Origin of the sequence: Pseudonocardia hispaniensis (assembly GCF_042658695.1) — a bacterium.
Lineage (GTDB): Bacteria > Actinomycetota > Actinomycetes > Mycobacteriales > Pseudonocardiaceae > Pseudonocardia > Pseudonocardia hispaniensis.
Window position 1 is genome coordinate 222429 of the sequence record NZ_JBHSQW010000031.1, and the last position, 15753, is coordinate 238181.

Genomic DNA, 15753 nt, shown 5'->3' on the forward strand with positions numbered 1-15753 from the left:
ACTCACAGGGGTACGTTACGTGCGGTGATGGATGTGGACGGGACCTCTCGGGTATTTCTGCTGCGCCACGGGGAGACCGAATGGTCAGCCACGGGCCGGCACACCGGCCGCACCGACGTTCCGCTCACCGAACGCGGCCGCGCGCTGGCCCGGGCTGCCGGCGCGGTGCTACGGGCGCTGCGCGGCTCGGCGGCGTCGCCGCCCGCCCTGGTGCTGACCAGCCCGCGCCGCCGCGCGCGGACGACCGCCGAGCTCGCCGGGCTGCGCATCGACCGGGTCGACGGCCGGCTCGCGGAGTGGGACTACGGAGAGTACGAGGGCCGCACCACCCCCGAGATCCGCAGGACCGACCCCGGCTGGACGATCTGGTCCCACCCGACCCCGGGCGGCGAGACAGCCCAGCAGGTCACCGCCCGCGCCGACGCGGTGCTCACCGAGGTGCGAGCCGTGTTGCCGCGCGGCGATGTCATCCTGGTCGGCCACGGCCACTTCAGCCGGGTGTTGCTGGCCCGCTGGATCGGTCTGCCGGCGAGCGCGGGCGTGCACGTGGCCATGGACGCCGCAGCGTGGAGCGTGCTCGGCAGCGAGCGCGGTGCGCCGCGGCTGGACCACGCCAACATCCTCCCGGTGCTCCCGGGATAGCGCGGACGGCGGTGCGCCCGGGGCGCGGGAGATACTCGCCCGGTGACGAATCCGGTGCGCGAGATGAGCGGGGACGACCTCGAGGCGGTCGTCGGGCTGGTTCACGAGCTGGCTGCCTACGAGCGTGAACCCGAGTCCTGCCGGCTCACCGTCGAGCAGTTGCGAGCGGCCCTGTCCGGTCCCTCGCCCGCCGTGTTCGGCCACGTCGCGGAGGTCGACGGGGTCGTTGCCGGGTATGCGCTGTGGTTCCTGAGCTTCTCGACCTGGGAGGGTGTGCGCGGGATCTGGCTGGAGGACCTCTACGTCACCCCGGCCCACCGCGGGCAGGGCCTCGGGCGGGCGTTGCTGGCCGAACTGGCCGCGATCTGCGCCGAGCGCGGCTATCCGCGGCTGGAGTGGTCGGTGCTCGACTGGAATGCGCCCGCGATCGGGTTCTACCGCTCGCTCGGGGCGGTTCCCCGGGAGGAGTGGACGACGTTCCGGCTCACCGGTGACGCGCTGGGCGCGCTCAGCCACCCGACGAGCCCGGCAGCCTGTGCTGATCGTGCAACGCCACCGACCACGCCCGCGAGCGCTCGCTGATCAGCAGCAGGAGCGTCGAGATCACGAGCGCTCCGGTGACGATTCCCCAGGCGAGCTGCTTGGACGGCCCCAGCAGCGAGTAGACGACGGGCAGCAGCAACAGCTGCGCCACGATCGCGGGGGTCCGTGCCCAGCGCTTCCCCACGATGAGGCAGGCCCCCACGGCGGTGAGCGCCCCCCCGAGGAGCAGGAAGTACGCCGCCTCGCCGAGCGTGTTGCCCAGCCCCATGCTGGCGTTCGCCGCGCGGACCGCGAGCACGACCGCGAACCCGATGCCCACCAGCCCCTGCACGCAGACGCTCAGCCCGGCCCACTTGATCTGCGGCGGCGGAACCGGTGTGGGCTGCGCGCCATCGGAGGTATCCCGGGACTCCACGGACTCGAGGATAGGCGGGCTACTCTGCGAGGCGTGCGTGCGCTGCTCGTCGTCAACCCGCAGGCCACCTCCACCACGCCGGCCGGACGTGACGTGCTGGCGCACGCGCTGGCCAGCGAGCTCAAACTGGATGTGCTGCTGACCCGCTACCGCGGGCACGCGGCCGAGGCCACCGCTCAGGCGGTCGACGAGGGCGTGGAACTCGTGGTGGCGCTCGGCGGCGACGGCACCGTCAACGAGGTCGTCAACGGCCTGTTGGTCGCCGGTGACGGTCGTGCGCCGGACAATCCGTGGGAGGCGCCCGCGCTGGCCGTCGTACCCGGCGGTTCGGCCAACGTCTTCGCCAGGGCGTTGGGGCTGCCGCGCGACCCGCTCGAGGCCACGGCGGCGATTCTGGCCGCGCTGGAGGCGAAGCGCAGCAGGCTGGTGGGGCTCGGTCGCGCCGACGACCGGTGGTTCACCTTCAACGCGGGACTCGGCTGGGACGCCGACGTCGTCGCCGCCGTCGAGCGGGCCCGCGCGAAGGGCCGGGAGGCGACTCCGCTGCGCTATGCCGGAACTGCGGTCCGCCAGTACGTGCGTCAGCGCCGCAATCCCCCGGCGATGACCGTCACCATCCCGGACGCCGAGCCGCTCTCCGACGTGCGGCTCGCGTTGGTCAGCAACACCGACCCGTGGACGTACCTGAGCGGGCGGGCCGTGCGGACCAACCCCGGGGCTTCCTTCGCTGCCGGGTTGGCGCTGTTCGCCCTGCGCAATCTCGGTCTGCCGACGATCGCGCCGGTGCTGGGGCAGGTCCTGCGGGCCAACGGCGATCCGCGCGGCCGGCACGTCGCGCGGCACGACGCCGTCGCCTGGGTGCGGGTTCGTACGGACGAGCCGCGAGCCCTCCAGGTCGACGGTGACCACCTGGGCGAACGGAGCGAGGTCGAGTTCGTGGCCGTGCCGAACGCGCTGCGCGTCGTCGTATGAGAGGGTCAGCTCGTCGCAGCCAGGCAGTGCTGTCCACCCGTTAGGCTGAATCCTTCAGTCCATTCACCGCTGCCATCGGACCGTCGAGCCGAACGGGGCTCGCACCAGGTCAGACAGTCCTTCAAGGTAGATGCCGCGCACATCGCAAGACTGCGAGGAAGTTTCTCGCATGGTCTGCCGTTGTTCGGGTACCGACCAGCGGTAGACCGGGGGCCGAGGCTGCTCGCTCTTCGTGACGAGGCGGCCGATCGACAACCGATCGTGTCGTTTCTCGTCGCGGTGAGTGGTGAGGATCATCACCGTCGAAGACCTCGTCCCTTGAAGACGTGCCGCGCTCGTGAAAGCATTCACAAGCGCGGAAACACCGTGACAGACGATCGGCGCGACCCCGATCGCGCAATACAAGGAGCAGAGCAATCATGGATTGGCGCCACCGCGCTGTATGCCGCGACGAGGACCCGGAGCTGTTCTTCCCCGTGGGGACCAGCGGGCCTGCGCTGCTGCAGATCGCCGAGGCCAAGTCCGTCTGCCGACGCTGCCCCGTGGTCACCGAGTGCCTCACCTGGGCCCTCGAGAGCGGCCAGGACGCGGGCGTCTGGGGCGGTATGAGCGAGGACGAGCGCCGGGCGCTGAAGCGCCGCGGTGCACGCACTCGCGCTCGGACGGCCTGAGGAACAGCAGGCTCCGCGACCGAAGCGAGCCCACAAGCTCCCCTCACCCACCGCGGGCCCGAACGCCGGACGCCACCGGCTTCGGGCCCGCGGTGTGTCGCCGGGCGCTGTCAACAGATCCGGGAACGGATCCGGCGCTCCTGGCGGAGACCATCGGCCGCAACACCGGCGCGACCACGGTACCGAGGACAACGGTCACGAACGTGAGGTTATCTCCCCACGATCGGGATGCTGATGACGGCCTCCGTACCGCCCTCCGGCCGGGGCCTGAGCTGCAACTCCGATTCGAGTTCGGAGTCGAGCAGCGTGCGGACGATCTGCAGGCCGAGCCCATCGGCGGCGTCGGGATCGAACCCCTCGGGCAGCCCCCGGCCATCGTCGGCCACGAGCACATCGAGCCGCCCGGCCGATCGTCGGGCCGACACCACCACCTCACCGGTCTCCCCCGGGCTGTAGGCGTGGGCCAGCGCGTTGTGCACCAGTTCGGTGAGCACCAGGACCAGTGGCGTCGCGAGCCTGGCCGACAGGGTGCCGAAGCTGCCCTCGCGTAGGACCTTGGCGCGCACCTCGGCGGTCGCGCCGTCCCCGATCGCGGGCAGCACGGTGTCCACGAGGTCGTCGAGATCGACCTGTTCGGCGACGGAGTACGCCAGCGCCTCGTGTACCAGGGCGATCGACGTCACTCGGCGCACGCTCTCGGTGAGCGCCCGGCGGGCCTCCGGGATCGCGGTGCGGCGGGCCTGAAGGCGCAGCAGCGCCGCCACGGTCTGCAGGTTGTTCTTGACCCGGTGGTGGATCTCCCGGATCGTTGCGTCCTTGCTGATCAGGGCGAGGTCGCGGCGCCGCAGATCGGTGACGTCCCGGACGAGCACCAAGGCGCCAGCCGCGTCCCCGCGGGGCCGCAGCGGCAGCGCACGGACCAGCATGACCGCGCCCCGAGCCCGGATCTCCAGCCGCAGCGACGGACGCCCCTCCAGCGCCGCCTGAATGCGGGCGGCGACGTCGGCGGCGTCGAACGGGTCCCGGACGAGCTCGCGGGTCGCGACGGCCAGCGACAGGCCGACCAGATCACTGGCGTGTCCCATCCGGTGGTAGGCCGACAGCGCGTTGGGGCTGGCGTAGGCGACCAGGCCCCGCGAGTCGAGCCGGATCAGCCCGTCGCCCGCCCGCGGGCTGGTATCGGCGCCGGTCACCGTCGGATTCTGCGGGAACGTGCCGTCGGCGACCATCTGGCACAGGTCCGAGGCGCTGCCGAGATAGGCGATCTCCAGCGGGCTGGGAACCCGTGGCATCGCCAGGTTGGTATCCCGCGACAGCACGGCGATCACGTCGTCCCCGTGCCGGACCGGGATGGTCTCACGGCGCACCGGCACGTCCAGATGCCACCGCGGGTCCTCCTCGCGACAGATCCGGCCCTCCACGGCGGCGCGACGCAACTGCGGGTACTCCGTTGCGGCCACCCGCTCGCCGACGACGTCCTCGGGGTAGGCGGTGGGCGCGGTGTCCGGCCGGGCCTGGGCGACGCAGAGAAACTCGGTCGGTGCGCTCCGATCGTCGTCCGGACCGCCGCCGCCCGGGTCCGCCCCGGCCTTCCAGGGCAGCGGGATCCACAGCAGGAAGTCGGCGAAGGACATGTCGGCCAGCAGTTGCCATTCGGCGGCCACCCGCTGCAGGTGCTCCACCGCGCCACCGGACAGCTGGGTGTGCTCGGCGAGCAACTCACTGAGGGTCGACACGCGCTCTCGTCCACCTTCCCGAAGGGGCCCCATGGTGCTGGGAAGACTTATCCAACCACGTGGAACACTGGACCGGATCCAATGAGATGAGCGCAATGAGGAGGCACGATGTCCCGCCGGGCTCGCAAGAAGCGCGACCGCAAGAAGAGCAGCGCCAACCACGGCAAGCGGCCGAACAGCTGACGTCGCGACGGGGCCGATGCCGCGGCACGGCCCCGTTCCGTCAGGCCCGGCGTTCCACCCGCATGGTGCGCACCTCGACGGTCGTCCCGGACGGGCCGGACTCCACCGTCACCTCGGCCTGCTCGAGCACCGCGCGCCGAATCTGCTCGCGCAGCCGCGCCCTCAACCCGCTCGGGGCGTGCTCGCCGCCGCACTTGCGGGCCAGCAGCGCCTTGAGCTTCTCCTCGATCCCGTACTCGGCCAGACACGGCCCGCATTCCTCGAGATGCTGTGCCAGCAGGGTTCGTCGCCGCTCGTCGCATTCGTGGTCGAGGAACAGCCACACCTCGGCAAGTACCTCCGCGCAGTCGGGATCGTGGTGGTCGCCACAGCCGCTCACTGGGCCACCCCACATCGCACGGCCGCACATCGCACGGCGCAGGCGGCGTTGAACCGGCTCACCGGGCCACCTCCTGCTGCCGGCCATCGCGAATGAAGCCGCGTTCGCGCGCAGTCTCGGTGAGCATCTCCCGCAGCTGACGGCGGCCGCGGTGCAGCCGCGACATCACGGTACCGATCGGAGTGCCCATGATCTCGGCGATCTCCTTGTAGGCGAAGCCCTCGACGTCGGCCAGGTAGACGGCCATCCGGAAGTCCTCGGGCAGCTGCTGGAGCGCCTCCTTGATCGCCGTGTCCGGCAGGTTGTCCAAGGCCTCCATCTCGGCCGACCGCAGACCGGTCGAGGTGTGCTCGCTGGCCTGGGCGAGCTGCCAGTCGGTGATCTCGTCGGTCGGCGACTGCTGCGGCTGGCGTTGCCGCTTGCGGTAGCCGTTGATGTAGGTGTTGGTGAGGATCCGGTACAGCCATGCCTTGAGGTTGGTGCCGTCGCGGAAGGTATGGAATGCCGAGTATGCCCGGAGGAAGGTCTCCTGGACCAGGTCCTCGGCATCGGCCGGGTTCCTGGTCATCCGTAGCGCGGCGCCATAGAGCTGGTCGAGCAGTGGCATCGCGTCGCGCTCGAAACGAGCGGCGCGTTCGGCGGCCGTCTCGTCCGGGGCGCGGTCCACGCGCTCGGTCGTTCCGCTCTCGACAGGGTTCTGCTCACGCTCGGTGGATATGGCCGGTCCTGGCGTCGCCGGAGTGGCGGGCACCGCGCTCCTCTCACGCGAGGCGATCCTCGCGACCACCTTGGGGCTGGTCGCCGCCGTGACGACCGGCTGCAGCCTCAAGGGTACGCGTCTGCCCCGGTCCCGGCGCGTCAATGGGACCTCCATTACACCGTGGGTCACGGCTGCGTCAACGTCTCGCACCGGCAGATCATTCCCGGCTGCATCGGTTGCCCCGCCCACTCGAGTGCCCGGGCCGCGCGGCGACAGGCCGGCCGGCCCAACGGCCTAGGCTCACGGCCGTGGCGGGCAAGGGCACACCGGCGACCGTGCTGCTGGCGAGACAGAAGATCGCACATACCGTGCACACCTACGTCCACCAGGGCGGCCAGGCGTACGGTCCCGAGGCGGTCGAGGCGCTGGGTCTGGACCCCGCGCGGGTGTTCAAGACACTGGTCGCCGAGGTGGATGGGGCCCTGACGGTCGGGATCCTGCCGGTCATGAGCTCGCTGGACCTCAAGGCGCTCGCCGCGGCCGTCGGCGGGAAGCGCGCCCGGATGGCTGAGGTCGGTGTCGCCGAACGCGCCACCGGCTATGTCGCGGGTGGAATCTCGCCGCTGGGGCAGCGCACCCGGCTACCCACGGTGCTCGACGTCTCCGCGCGGGACCTGCCCACCTTGTTCTGCAGTGGCGGGCGGCGGGGCCTCGAGGTGGAGCTCGACCCCGCCGATCTGGTCCGGCTGACCGGCGCCCGGATCGCCCGGATCACCGCTGCGGGGCGGGAACGGGGCTGAGCGGCAGCCGCGCCAGCCAGTCGCCGACCGCGCGCCCCACCCCCACCGGATCCGCCTTGAGGCTGTGGTCGCCCGGCAGCAGCGCCACCGCGCGTCCCGGCGCGGGTTCGGGTCGGCCGAACGCGTCGCGTTCGCCCTGTACGACGAGCACCGGCACGGCGACGCCGTCGAGTTCGGCGCGGCGGTGCTTGTCCGGCTTACCCGGCGGATGCACCGGGAACGCGAGGCACAGCACGGCGACGGCACCGGCCGCGGCGGCGGTCCGGCAGGCGACCCGCGCTCCGGAGCTGCGGCCGCCGGTCACGAGCGGCAACTCCGCGAACCCGTTCGGACGCACCGCCGCCACCACAGCCAGCCAGGAGGCGTCCAACTGTCCGGCGGGGGCCGGGGCCCGCCGACCCGCCACCCGGTAGGGCTGCTCGACAAGCCCGACGTGCAGCCCGACCCGGCGTGCGGCGCCGGTCGCCGCGACCAGGTCGGGAGCGTCGACGCCGCCGCCCGCGCCGTGTCCGAGCAGCAGCAGCCCACGCGCGGGGCCGTCCGCGGCATGCAGCCGTACCCTGGCCGGGCCGTGCGGGGTGGGAACCTCCAGGACGACCTGCGGACCGTCGCTCATGTGGGGGTCGGACCGCCGGAGTTGAGCAGGTCGAGCTGCACCGGCTCGGTGACCTGGTCCGGCGGCAACGCCTCGAGTAGCTCCGGGCCGTTGTTGCGCACGTTGTTGACCCGGCTGGAGACCGGCCGCAGCTCCATCCGCGCGATGAGTTCCGGTGCGGGAGGCGCGAGCAACCGGGCCACCGACACGGCGCTCGCGTCCGCGTCGGGGTCGAGCCAGTCGGCCCAGGCGTCCGGGGGCAGCACCAGCGGCATCCGGTCGTGCACCTGGGCGAGTGGGCCGACCGCCTCGGTGGTGAGCACCGCGGCGGTGATCAGACCGTCGGGGTACTCGCCCTCCGGGTCGTCCTTGGGCCGCCAGAACTCCCACACCCCGGCCATCGCGATCGAGCTGCCGTCGCGGTAGTGGGTGAAGTAGGGCTGCTTGGTCTTGCCGGCCTTGGTGTCACGGCGCTGCCATTCGAACCAGCCGTCGGCCGGGAACAGGCAGCGCCGGGCGGCGAGGGCCCGGCGGAAGGCGGGCTTCTGGGCCGCCGTCTCGGAGCGGGCGTTGATCATGCGGGCGCCGACCGCGGGGTCCTTGGCCCACGACGGCACCAGGCCCCAGCGCATCCGCCGGAGCGTGCGCTCGGTGGTGCTCGGATCGGGGGCGCCGTCGGCGTCGCGCGGGTGCCGCTCGACGATCGTGTAGACGTGTTTGGTGGGCGCGACGTTGAAGTCGGGCCTGCCTTCGCCTTCGGTGGCGTCGATGGCCCGGAACTCGTCGGCCAGATCGGCGGGGACCTTGGTGGAGGCGTAGCGGCCGCACATGCCACCCATGGTTCCACGGTAATGGAAGGATGAGGACGTGCGCACTCCCTGGCCCGCCCCGCATGTCACCGGCCCGGTGCGCGGTCGCGTCGTCGTACCCGGCTCGAAGTCGGTGACCAACCGGGCGCTGCTGCTGGCCGCGCTGTCCGGTGGTCCGGCGTCGGTCGCCGGTGCGCCCGCGACCCGGGACACGGCGCTGATGATCGACGCGTTGCGCGCGATGGGCGTGCCGGTGCAGGTCGCCGGCGAGCACGTGACGATCGGGAGGTACGACGGGCTGCGCGGCGGCACCGTCGACTGCGGTCTGGCGGGGACCGTGATGCGGTTCGTCCCGCCCGCCGCCGCGCTCGCCGACGGTCCGGTGCGGTTCGACGGTGACCCGCGCGCCCGGGAACGCCCGATGGGGACCGTGCTGGACGCGCTGCGCCGCCTCGGTGCGGCGGTCGAGGGGCCGACCGGCGATCCGTCGGTGCGTTCGCTGCCCTTCGTCCTGCGCGGTGCCGGGGGACTGCCGGGCGGTGAGGTGGTGATCGACGCGTCGGCGTCGTCGCAGTTCGTGTCGGGGCTGCTGCTGTCGGGAGTGCGGTACGACAAGGGTGTGACGGTGTGCCACGACGGCGGACCGGTACCCTCCCTGCCGCATATCGACATGACGGTGGCGATGCTGCGCGAGGCGGGTGTCGTGGTCGACGACGCCGAGCCCGACACCTGGCGGGTGTCTCCCGGGACCATCGCGGCCCGCGACTGGTCGGTCGAACCGGACCTGTCCAACGCCTCGGTGTTCCTGGCCGCGGCGGCTGTCACCGGCGGCCGGGTCACCGTCGCGGGTTGGCCGCAGCACTCCACCCAGCCCGGGGCGGCGATCCTGCCGGTGCTCGGCGAGTTCGGCTGCTCGATCGAGCCGGGCCCGGACGGGATGAGCGTGACCGGTCCGGACGCCCTCGACGGCGTCGACGTCGACCTGCACGATGTCGGCGAGCTCACGCCGACCGTGGCGGCCGTTGCCGCCCTCGCCCGCACGCGATCGCGGCTGCGCGGCATCGCGCATCTGCGCGGGCACGAGACCGACCGGCTCGCGGCGCTGGCCACGGAGATCACCGCGCTGGGTGGCGACGTCACCGAGACCCCGGACGGGCTGGAGATTCGGCCGCGCCCGCTGCGCGGGCGGTCCGACCGGCCGTGGCGGGCCTACGCCGATCACCGGATGGCGACCGCAGGAGCACTGGTGGGACTCGTGGTGGCAGGGGTGTTCGTCGACGACATCGCCTCGACGACCAAGACGTTCCCGGACTTCCCGGGCAGCTGGTCGGCGCTGGTCTCGTGAGCCGGCCGGCGACCCGACACCTGGATCCGCCGGTCCGCGGCCGACCCGGACCCGGCGAGGCACGCGGTTGAGAGCGCGCGTCCGGGACTACGACGAGTCCGATGTCCGGATCCGGCCGGGCCGTGGCTCGCGGCCGCGCAGCAAGCGCCGCCCCGACCATGCCGACGCCGCCGAGGCGATGGTCATCGCGGTCGATCGCGGGCGCTGGACCTGCGCGCTCGGGGGAGACGCGGACCAGCCGACGGTCGTCGCGATGCGCGCTCGCGAGCTGGGCCGCACCCCGGTCGTCGTCGGGGACCGGGTGGGGCTGGTCGGCGACCTCACCGGGGAACCGGACACGCTGGCGCGGATCGTTCGGGTCGAGACGCGGCGCACCGTGCTGCGCCGAACCGCCGACGACACCGATCCCTTCGAGCGCATCATCGTGGCGAACGCCGAACAGCTCGTGATCGTCGCCGCACTGGCCGATCCGCCGCCGCGGTCCGGGCTCGTCGACCGCTGTCTGGTGGCGGCGTTCGCCGGTGGGCTGGGCCCGGTGCTGTGCCTGACCAAGTCCGATCTCGCCGACCCCGAGCCGTTTGCCCAGCAGTACGCCGAGCTGGAGGTCCCCGTGGTGGTCACCCGCCGCGACCGGCCGCCCACCGAGCTGGCCGCGCTGCTCGCGGGCCGGGTGTCCGCGCTCGTCGGGCATTCGGGAGTGGGCAAGTCCACGCTGGTCAACACCCTGGTCCCGGACGCCGATCGGGCCGTCGGCGCGGTATCGGCGGTCGGCCGGGGCCGCCACACCACCAGCGCGGCGATCGCGCTGCCGCTACCCGATGGGCTCGGCTGGGTCGTCGACACCCCGGGAGTGCGGTCCTTCGGGCTCGCCCACGTCACCCCGGACGACATCCCCGCGGCCTTCGACGACCTCGCCGCGGCTATCGAGGACTGCCCGCGCGGTTGCGGGCACCTCGGTCCGCCGGCGGACCCCGAATGCGCCCTCGACTCGCTGGTCGAACGGGGCGAACTGCGGCCCGGAAGGCTGGCGGCGCTGCGCAGAGTGCTGGTGGCACTGCGCTGAGCGTCACCGGATAGCGTGTGCTGACCCCTGGTGACGGGAGGCACGAGGCGATGGGCGGCGCGGGACGGCGGCCGGGGTGGTGGTCGGTGCTGCTGGTGCTGGGCGTGCTGCTCACCGGCTGCGTCTCCCGGGACGTCGACAGCGCCGAGCCCACGACCGCGCTGCCCCGCTACTACGACGTCGCGCAGCTGTCCGCCGCGATCAGCGAACGGCTGGGCATGTACCGGACCGCCCGGCTGAGTGTGCGCGGGGAGATCGCCGGGCAGCCCGCGGCGACCCAGGTCAGCGGCGACGGGGTGATCCGGCTGGCCGGGGACGGCGTGTCCGCGCAGTTCACCCAGTCCGTGCGTCGGCCGGGGGCTCCGCCGGTGCAGACCGAGTTCCTGGTCGTACCCGGGCAGGTCTACCAGCGCCACGCGGAATCCGGCCCGCCGTGGGTCCTGGTCGACGCCGGGTCCGCCGATTCGGCCGACCGTCGGCGCGCGATCCTCGCCGACGCCATCGCCGACAGCGGTGACCCCACCGCCAACCTGGTCCGCTACGCGGACGCGACTCTCGTCGCCGATGCCGCTGACGACGTCGTCGACGGGATCGCGGCGGTTCGGTACGAGCTCGTCGTCGACCTGGCACGGGCCGCCGTGCTGGAGCCCGATCCGGCCCTGCGGGTCCAGCTGGAGCAGCAGGTGCGCGCCGGGTTCACCCGGATCACCTCCACCCTGTGGGTGGACGCGGCCAACCGCCCGGTGGGCAGCCACACCCGCCAGGAGCTGCCCGGGGTCGGCACGCTGACCTTGACCAGCCGGTACCGGGACTGGGGCCGCCCGGTGCAGATCGCGGCACCACCGCCGGGCCGGACCCGGTGACCGGCTCCGATCCCCGAACGGTCGGGCCGTTCGCGATCCTGCGCCGAATCGGCGAGGGCGGCATGGGCCGGGTCTACCTCGGCCGCTCCCACGACGGGACGCTCGCCGCCGTCAAGGTCATCCGCGCCGACCTGGCCGGTGACCTGGAGTTCCGGGCCCGGTTCCGCCAGGAGGTCGCGGCGGCCTCGCGGGTGCGCAGCGCCCGCACGGCGGCCGTGCTCGGCGCCGACCCGGAGGCGGCGTCGCCCTGGCTGGCCACCGAGTACGTGGCGGCGCCGTCGCTGCGGGAGGCCGTCGCGCAGCGGGGCCCGATGGCGGCGGACGCGCTGCGCCGGCTCGGGATCGGGCTGGCCGAGGCGCTGGTGGCGATCCACGACGCCGGTGTGGTGCACCGCGATCTGAAGCCCGGGAACGTCCTGCTGGCCCCCGACGGGCCCCGAGTGATCGACTTCGGGATCGCGCGGGCCGCCGACGCGACCGTGCTGACCCGCACCGGCGCGATCGTCGGGAGCCCGGGCTATATCGCCCCCGAGCAGCTCGCACACGGCCACTCCGGGCCGGCCTCGGACGTCTTCGCGCTCGGTGTGGTGCTGCTGTTCGCGGCGACCGGGCGGGGACCGTTCGGGGAGGGGGACGCGGCGTCGCTGCTCTTCCGGGCGCTGCACGTCGAACCCGATCTGAGCGGGGCGCCCGCCCCGCTCGCCCCGATCATCGCCGCCTGTCTCGATCGCGACCCGAGCTGTCGGCCCGCACCGGAGCAGCTGCGCGACGCGCTGGTCGGCCATGGACCGGCGGGCCGGCCGCGGACCCGCCGGCCGACGCCGACGCTCGTCGCCGCGCCGCCCACCCGCGCCGCCGCGCCGCCGGTTCGCGGGCGTGGCCCGGATCCGCGGTGGCGTCGGGCGGCGCTGGCGGCCGGGGTGGTCACCGCGCTGGCGGTGTTGGTCGGCCTCGGGGTGTGGCTGCTGCGCGGGTCCGGTTCACCGCTGGGGACCGAGGTCCCGACGTGGGCCGCGCCGTCCCCGACCGCCCCGGCCGCCCCGACGGGCGCGACCGCGGCCCCGACCCCGGCCGGCGCCCCCGGCACGACGGCACCCGTGGATGTTCAGGTGGCTTCCGCCGCGACCGGGTTCAGCACCCCGAGCAACAACATCGCGTGTTACGTCGGGCCGAACTCGGCGCGCTGCGACATCGCGGACAGCGACTGGGATCCCGACCGGGTCCCGCCACGACCCGACGACTGCCCGCTGGCCTGGGGCGACTCGCTGTCGGTCACCGGCAGCGACCGGGCCGAGTTCGTCTGCCACGGCGACACCGTGTTCGGCACCGGGCCGATCCTCGACTACGGCCGCTCGCTGCGCGTCGGCGACGTGACCTGCACGAGCCGCAGCACCGGCGTGGAGTGCCGGGTCGGGGCCAGCGGGCACGGGTTCTCGATGTCCAAGTCGGGCTACCAGTTCTTCTGACCGCCTCAGCCCATGTGCGGGTAGGCGTGGTCGGTCGGCGGCACGAACGTCTCCTTGATGGAACGGGGGCTGGTCCAGCGCTGCAGGTTGTAGATGGAGCCCGCTTTGTCGTTGGTCCCCGAGGCCCGGGCACCGCCGAACGGCTGTTGCCCGACGACGGCGCCGGTCGGTTTGTCGTTGACGTAGAAGTTGCCCGCGGCGAAGCGCAGCTCCCGGTGCGCGATGTCGATCGCGGCCCGGTCGGTGGCGAACACCGAGCCGGTCAGCGCGTACGGGGTCGCGGTGTCGACGATCCGCAGGACCCGTTCGTACTCGCCGGGCACCGCATCGTTCCAGACGTGCACGGCGAGCACCGGCCCGAACAGCTCGGTGGTGAACACCTCGTGCGTCGGGTCGTCGCCGACCAGCACGGTGGGCTCGACGAACCAGCCCTCGGTGTCGTCGCATCCGCCGCCGGCCAGGACGTCGAGTTCCCCTCGCGCCTTGTCCAGCGCGGTGGCGAGCCGGTCGAAGGCGCGTGCGTCGATGACGGCGCCGCCGAAGTGGCTGAAGTCGGTGACGTCGCCGTAGGAGATCGAGCGGGTCGTGTCGGCGAGTGCCTCGCGCAGCCCGCCGTGCCAGCGCGAGGCCGGGACGAACGCCCGGGCCGCGGCCGAGCACTTCTGCCCCTGGTACTCGAACGCGCCCCGGACCAGGGCGGTGACCACCGCGGCCTGTTCGGCGCTGGGATGCACGACGACGAAGTCCTTGCCGCCGGTCTCACCCACCAGCCGTGGGTAGCCGTGGTAGTGCTCGAGGTTCTCGCCCACCGTGCGCCACAGGTGCCGGAACGTCCGGGTGGACCCGGTGAAGTGCACCCCGGCCAGGTCCGGTGAGCGCAGCGCGACCTCGGAGACGGCCGCGCCGTCACCCGTCACCATGTTGATCACTCCGGGAGGCAGTCCGGCCGCCTCCAGCAGCCGCATCGTGTACCAGGCGGCGAGCGTCTGGGTGGGGCTGGGCTTCCACATCACCGTGTTGCCCATCAGCGCGGGCGCGGTGGGCAGGTTGCCCGCGATCGCGGTGAAGTTGAACGGGGTGATCGCGAGGACGAAACCCTCCAGCGGGCGGTGGTCGAACCGGTTCCACACCCCCGGGCCGGACTCCGGCTGCTCGGCCAGCAGCCGTCGTGCGTAGTGCACGTTCCACCGCCAGAAGTCGATCAGCTCGCAGGCCGCGTCGATCTCCGCCTGCTGCACGGACTTGGACTGGCCGAGGATGGTCGCGGCGTTGAGGGTGTCGCGCCACGACCCGGCCAGCAGGTCGGCCGCGCGCAGGAACACCGCGGCGCGTTCGTCGAACGGCAGGCCGCGCCAGCCGGGGGCGGCGGAGCGGGCGGCGTCCACCGCGTCGGCGACGTCGAGCGCGGTGGCCTGCGCGCTGACCCCGAGCCGGGCGTGTCTGCGGTGCGGCTGCACGACGTCGATCGGGTCGCCGCCGGCCATCCGTCGCTTCCCGCCGATCGTGCAGGTCAGCTCGTGCCGTTCGGCGGCGAGTTCCCCGATGCGGCGTAACAGACGCGCGCGCTCGGGGCTTGCGGGGGCGTAGCCGCGTACGGGTTCGTTGCGCGGCGACGGAACGTCGGTGACGGCGGTCAGGTCGGCCATCGGGTCCCTCCCACGGGTAGCGGGTCGTATCACCAGAGTGGCCCTCAACCAGGTCCGATGCCATCTCCTGCGCGGCCCGGGGTTGTCCATGCCACGGCGGCCGATGGCAAGCTTCTTCGCATGACCACGGGGGAGACCGAGGGCGGGGGTCCGCCGCCGCTGCGCATCGGCAACGCCGAGCGGGAGTCGGCCAGGAAGGCACTCGATGACCATCTGGCAGCGGGCAGGCTCGGCGTCGAGGAGTACGCCGACCGATCGGCCGTTGCCGCCAACGCGACGGTGGCGAGTGATCTCTCGGCCCTGTTCGTCGATCTGCCTGAGCCCCATCCGATACTGCCCGGCGCCGCGGTCGCACCGGCCGCCGCGGCCGCACCGGCGTCGCGGCAGGTCGGGCCGGAGCGGCGCGCGTTCCACGGCTGGGGGCCGCGAATCGTGGCGGTCACCCCGGTCGTCGCGCTGCTGCTGTTCTTCTCGCTCAACGGGGTGATCCAGCATGCGTGGCTGTTCTTCCTGCTCATCCCGCTCGTGGGCGGCCTGGTCTACGGCAATGATCGGCGCGGCGACCGGGATCAGCAGGCAGGCCCGGCGCCGGGAGACGAGCGCCGGGGGCTGCACGGGGGCCGGCACGGCCGGCACGGTTCGGACGATCGCTGAACGCGAACGAGCGAGAGGGGGGCCCTGGTGGGCGAGGAACGGGTGACCGTCACCATGAACGACGGTGTGGCCGACGTGCGGCTGGCCAGACCGGACAAGCGCAACGCCCTGGACCCGGCGATGTTCGCGGCGCTGGTGACGACCGGGGAGGCGCTCGCGGCCGATCCGTCGGTGCGCGCCGTCGTGCTCTCCGGGGAGGGCCCCGACTTCTGCGCCGGACTCGATTTCGAGGCCTTCCGGGCGATGGCGCGCGGCGAGCGGCTGTCGTGGC

General features: G+C 73.0%; 19 protein-coding genes. 12 read left to right on the forward strand and 7 right to left on the reverse strand.

Annotated elements, in window-relative coordinates; genetic code table 11:
* The first annotated feature begins 27 nt into the window (after window positions 1-27).
* A complete protein-coding gene (locus ACFQE5_RS15255) occupies window positions 28-642 on the forward strand; it encodes an acid phosphatase (protein WP_379585716.1) in 615 nt (204 codons plus the stop codon).
* A 63-nt stretch (window positions 643-705) separates the two neighbouring features.
* Window positions 706-1224 (forward strand): GNAT family N-acetyltransferase, encoded by a 519-nt coding sequence (locus ACFQE5_RS15260; RefSeq protein WP_379585718.1) that lies wholly within the window; start codon window positions 706-708, stop codon window positions 1222-1224.
* Here the strand turns inward: ACFQE5_RS15260 and ACFQE5_RS15265 are convergent.
* Window positions 1151-1600, reverse strand: a complete 450-nt coding sequence (locus tag ACFQE5_RS15265) for a hypothetical protein (protein ID WP_379585654.1) — start codon at window positions 1598-1600, stop codon at window positions 1151-1153. The genes ACFQE5_RS15260 and ACFQE5_RS15265 overlap by 74 nt on opposite strands.
* A gap of 33 nt (window positions 1601-1633) precedes the next feature.
* Between ACFQE5_RS15265 and ACFQE5_RS15270 the strand changes: the two genes are divergently transcribed.
* Together ACFQE5_RS15270 and ACFQE5_RS15275 are read left to right on the forward strand one after the other, a co-directional pair.
* The gene (locus ACFQE5_RS15270; protein WP_379585656.1) at window positions 1634-2572 is read left to right on the forward strand and encodes a diacylglycerol/lipid kinase family protein; all 939 of its coding nucleotides are present in this window, start codon (window positions 1634-1636) and stop codon (window positions 2570-2572) included.
* Between the two features lie 419 nt (window positions 2573-2991).
* Entirely contained in the window at window positions 2992-3243 is a 252-nt protein-coding gene (locus ACFQE5_RS15275; RefSeq protein ID WP_379585658.1) for a WhiB family transcriptional regulator, read from the forward strand.
* A 209-nt stretch (window positions 3244-3452) separates the two neighbouring features.
* Here the strand turns inward: ACFQE5_RS15275 and ACFQE5_RS15280 are convergent, their stop codons facing one another.
* Window positions 3453-4979: a sensor histidine kinase gene (locus ACFQE5_RS15280; protein WP_379585659.1), complete on the reverse strand. Its 1527-nt coding sequence runs from the start codon at window positions 4977-4979 to the stop codon at window positions 3453-3455.
* A 108-nt stretch (window positions 4980-5087) separates the two neighbouring features.
* On the opposite strand from ACFQE5_RS15280, the gene ACFQE5_RS15285 reads away from it, so the two are divergent.
* Complete coding sequence (locus tag ACFQE5_RS15285; RefSeq protein WP_147201326.1) at window positions 5088-5162, forward strand: 50S ribosomal protein bL37; 75 nt, start codon at window positions 5088-5090, stop codon at window positions 5160-5162.
* A gap of 40 nt (window positions 5163-5202) precedes the next feature.
* On the opposite strand, the gene rsrA is transcribed toward ACFQE5_RS15285, so the two are convergent.
* Together rsrA and ACFQE5_RS15295 are read right to left on the reverse strand one after the other, a co-directional pair.
* Complete coding sequence (gene rsrA, locus ACFQE5_RS15290) at window positions 5203-5541, reverse strand: mycothiol system anti-sigma-R factor (RefSeq protein WP_379585661.1); 339 nt, start codon at window positions 5539-5541, stop codon at window positions 5203-5205.
* A 58-nt stretch (window positions 5542-5599) separates the two neighbouring features.
* A complete protein-coding gene (locus ACFQE5_RS15295; RefSeq protein ID WP_379585662.1) occupies window positions 5600-6292 on the reverse strand; it encodes a sigma-70 family RNA polymerase sigma factor in 693 nt (230 codons plus the stop codon).
* A 257-nt stretch (window positions 6293-6549) separates the two neighbouring features.
* Between ACFQE5_RS15295 and ybaK the strand changes: the two genes are divergently transcribed.
* Complete coding sequence (gene ybaK, locus ACFQE5_RS15300) at window positions 6550-7041, forward strand: Cys-tRNA(Pro) deacylase (protein WP_379585663.1); 492 nt, start codon at window positions 6550-6552, stop codon at window positions 7039-7041.
* On the opposite strand, the gene ACFQE5_RS15305 is transcribed toward ybaK, so the two are convergent.
* On the reverse strand, window positions 7013-7657 hold the full coding sequence (locus ACFQE5_RS15305; RefSeq protein ID WP_379585665.1) for an alpha/beta hydrolase family protein: 645 nt from the start codon (window positions 7655-7657) through the stop codon (window positions 7013-7015). The two genes, ybaK and ACFQE5_RS15305, sit on opposite strands and share 29 nt — an antisense overlap.
* A complete protein-coding gene (locus ACFQE5_RS15310) occupies window positions 7654-8466 on the reverse strand; it encodes an SOS response-associated peptidase (RefSeq protein WP_379585720.1) in 813 nt (270 codons plus the stop codon). Before ACFQE5_RS15310 ends, ACFQE5_RS15305 begins: the two co-directional genes overlap by 4 nt.
* Window positions 8467-8503: 37 nt before the next feature.
* Here ACFQE5_RS15310 and aroA point away from each other — a divergent pair, with 37 nt between their 5' ends.
* The 4 genes from aroA to ACFQE5_RS15330 all read left to right on the forward strand — a co-directional run bounded on the left by aroA (window position 8504) and on the right by ACFQE5_RS15330 (window position 13182).
* Window positions 8504-9790: a 3-phosphoshikimate 1-carboxyvinyltransferase gene (gene aroA, locus ACFQE5_RS15315; protein WP_379585666.1), complete on the forward strand. Its 1287-nt coding sequence runs from the start codon at window positions 8504-8506 to the stop codon at window positions 9788-9790.
* A gap of 67 nt (window positions 9791-9857) precedes the next feature.
* Complete coding sequence (gene rsgA / locus ACFQE5_RS15320; RefSeq protein ID WP_379585667.1) at window positions 9858-10853, forward strand: ribosome small subunit-dependent GTPase A; 996 nt, start codon at window positions 9858-9860, stop codon at window positions 10851-10853.
* A 50-nt stretch (window positions 10854-10903) separates the two neighbouring features.
* On the forward strand, window positions 10904-11716 hold the full coding sequence (locus tag ACFQE5_RS15325) for a hypothetical protein (RefSeq protein ID WP_379585668.1): 813 nt from the start codon (window positions 10904-10906) through the stop codon (window positions 11714-11716).
* Window positions 11713-13182 (forward strand): protein kinase domain-containing protein, encoded by a 1470-nt coding sequence (locus tag ACFQE5_RS15330; RefSeq protein ID WP_379585669.1) that lies wholly within the window; start codon window positions 11713-11715, stop codon window positions 13180-13182. The genes ACFQE5_RS15325 and ACFQE5_RS15330 overlap by 4 nt, the downstream gene beginning before the upstream one ends.
* Before the next feature lie 5 nt (window positions 13183-13187).
* On the opposite strand, the gene pruA is transcribed toward ACFQE5_RS15330, so the two are convergent.
* Window positions 13188-14819, reverse strand: coding sequence for an L-glutamate gamma-semialdehyde dehydrogenase (pruA, locus tag ACFQE5_RS15335; protein ID WP_379585723.1), 1632 nt, complete (start codon window positions 14817-14819; stop codon window positions 13188-13190).
* A gap of 129 nt (window positions 14820-14948) precedes the next feature.
* On the opposite strand from pruA, the gene ACFQE5_RS15340 reads away from it, so the two are divergent.
* Together ACFQE5_RS15340 and ACFQE5_RS15345 are read left to right on the forward strand one after the other, a co-directional pair.
* Window positions 14949-15482, forward strand: a complete 534-nt coding sequence (locus ACFQE5_RS15340) for a DUF1707 SHOCT-like domain-containing protein (RefSeq protein ID WP_379585670.1) — start codon at window positions 14949-14951, stop codon at window positions 15480-15482.
* Window positions 15483-15524: 42 nt separating this feature from the next.
* On the forward strand, window positions 15525-15753 hold a 229-nt coding region (locus ACFQE5_RS15345; protein ID WP_379585672.1), incomplete at its 3' end, for an enoyl-CoA hydratase-related protein.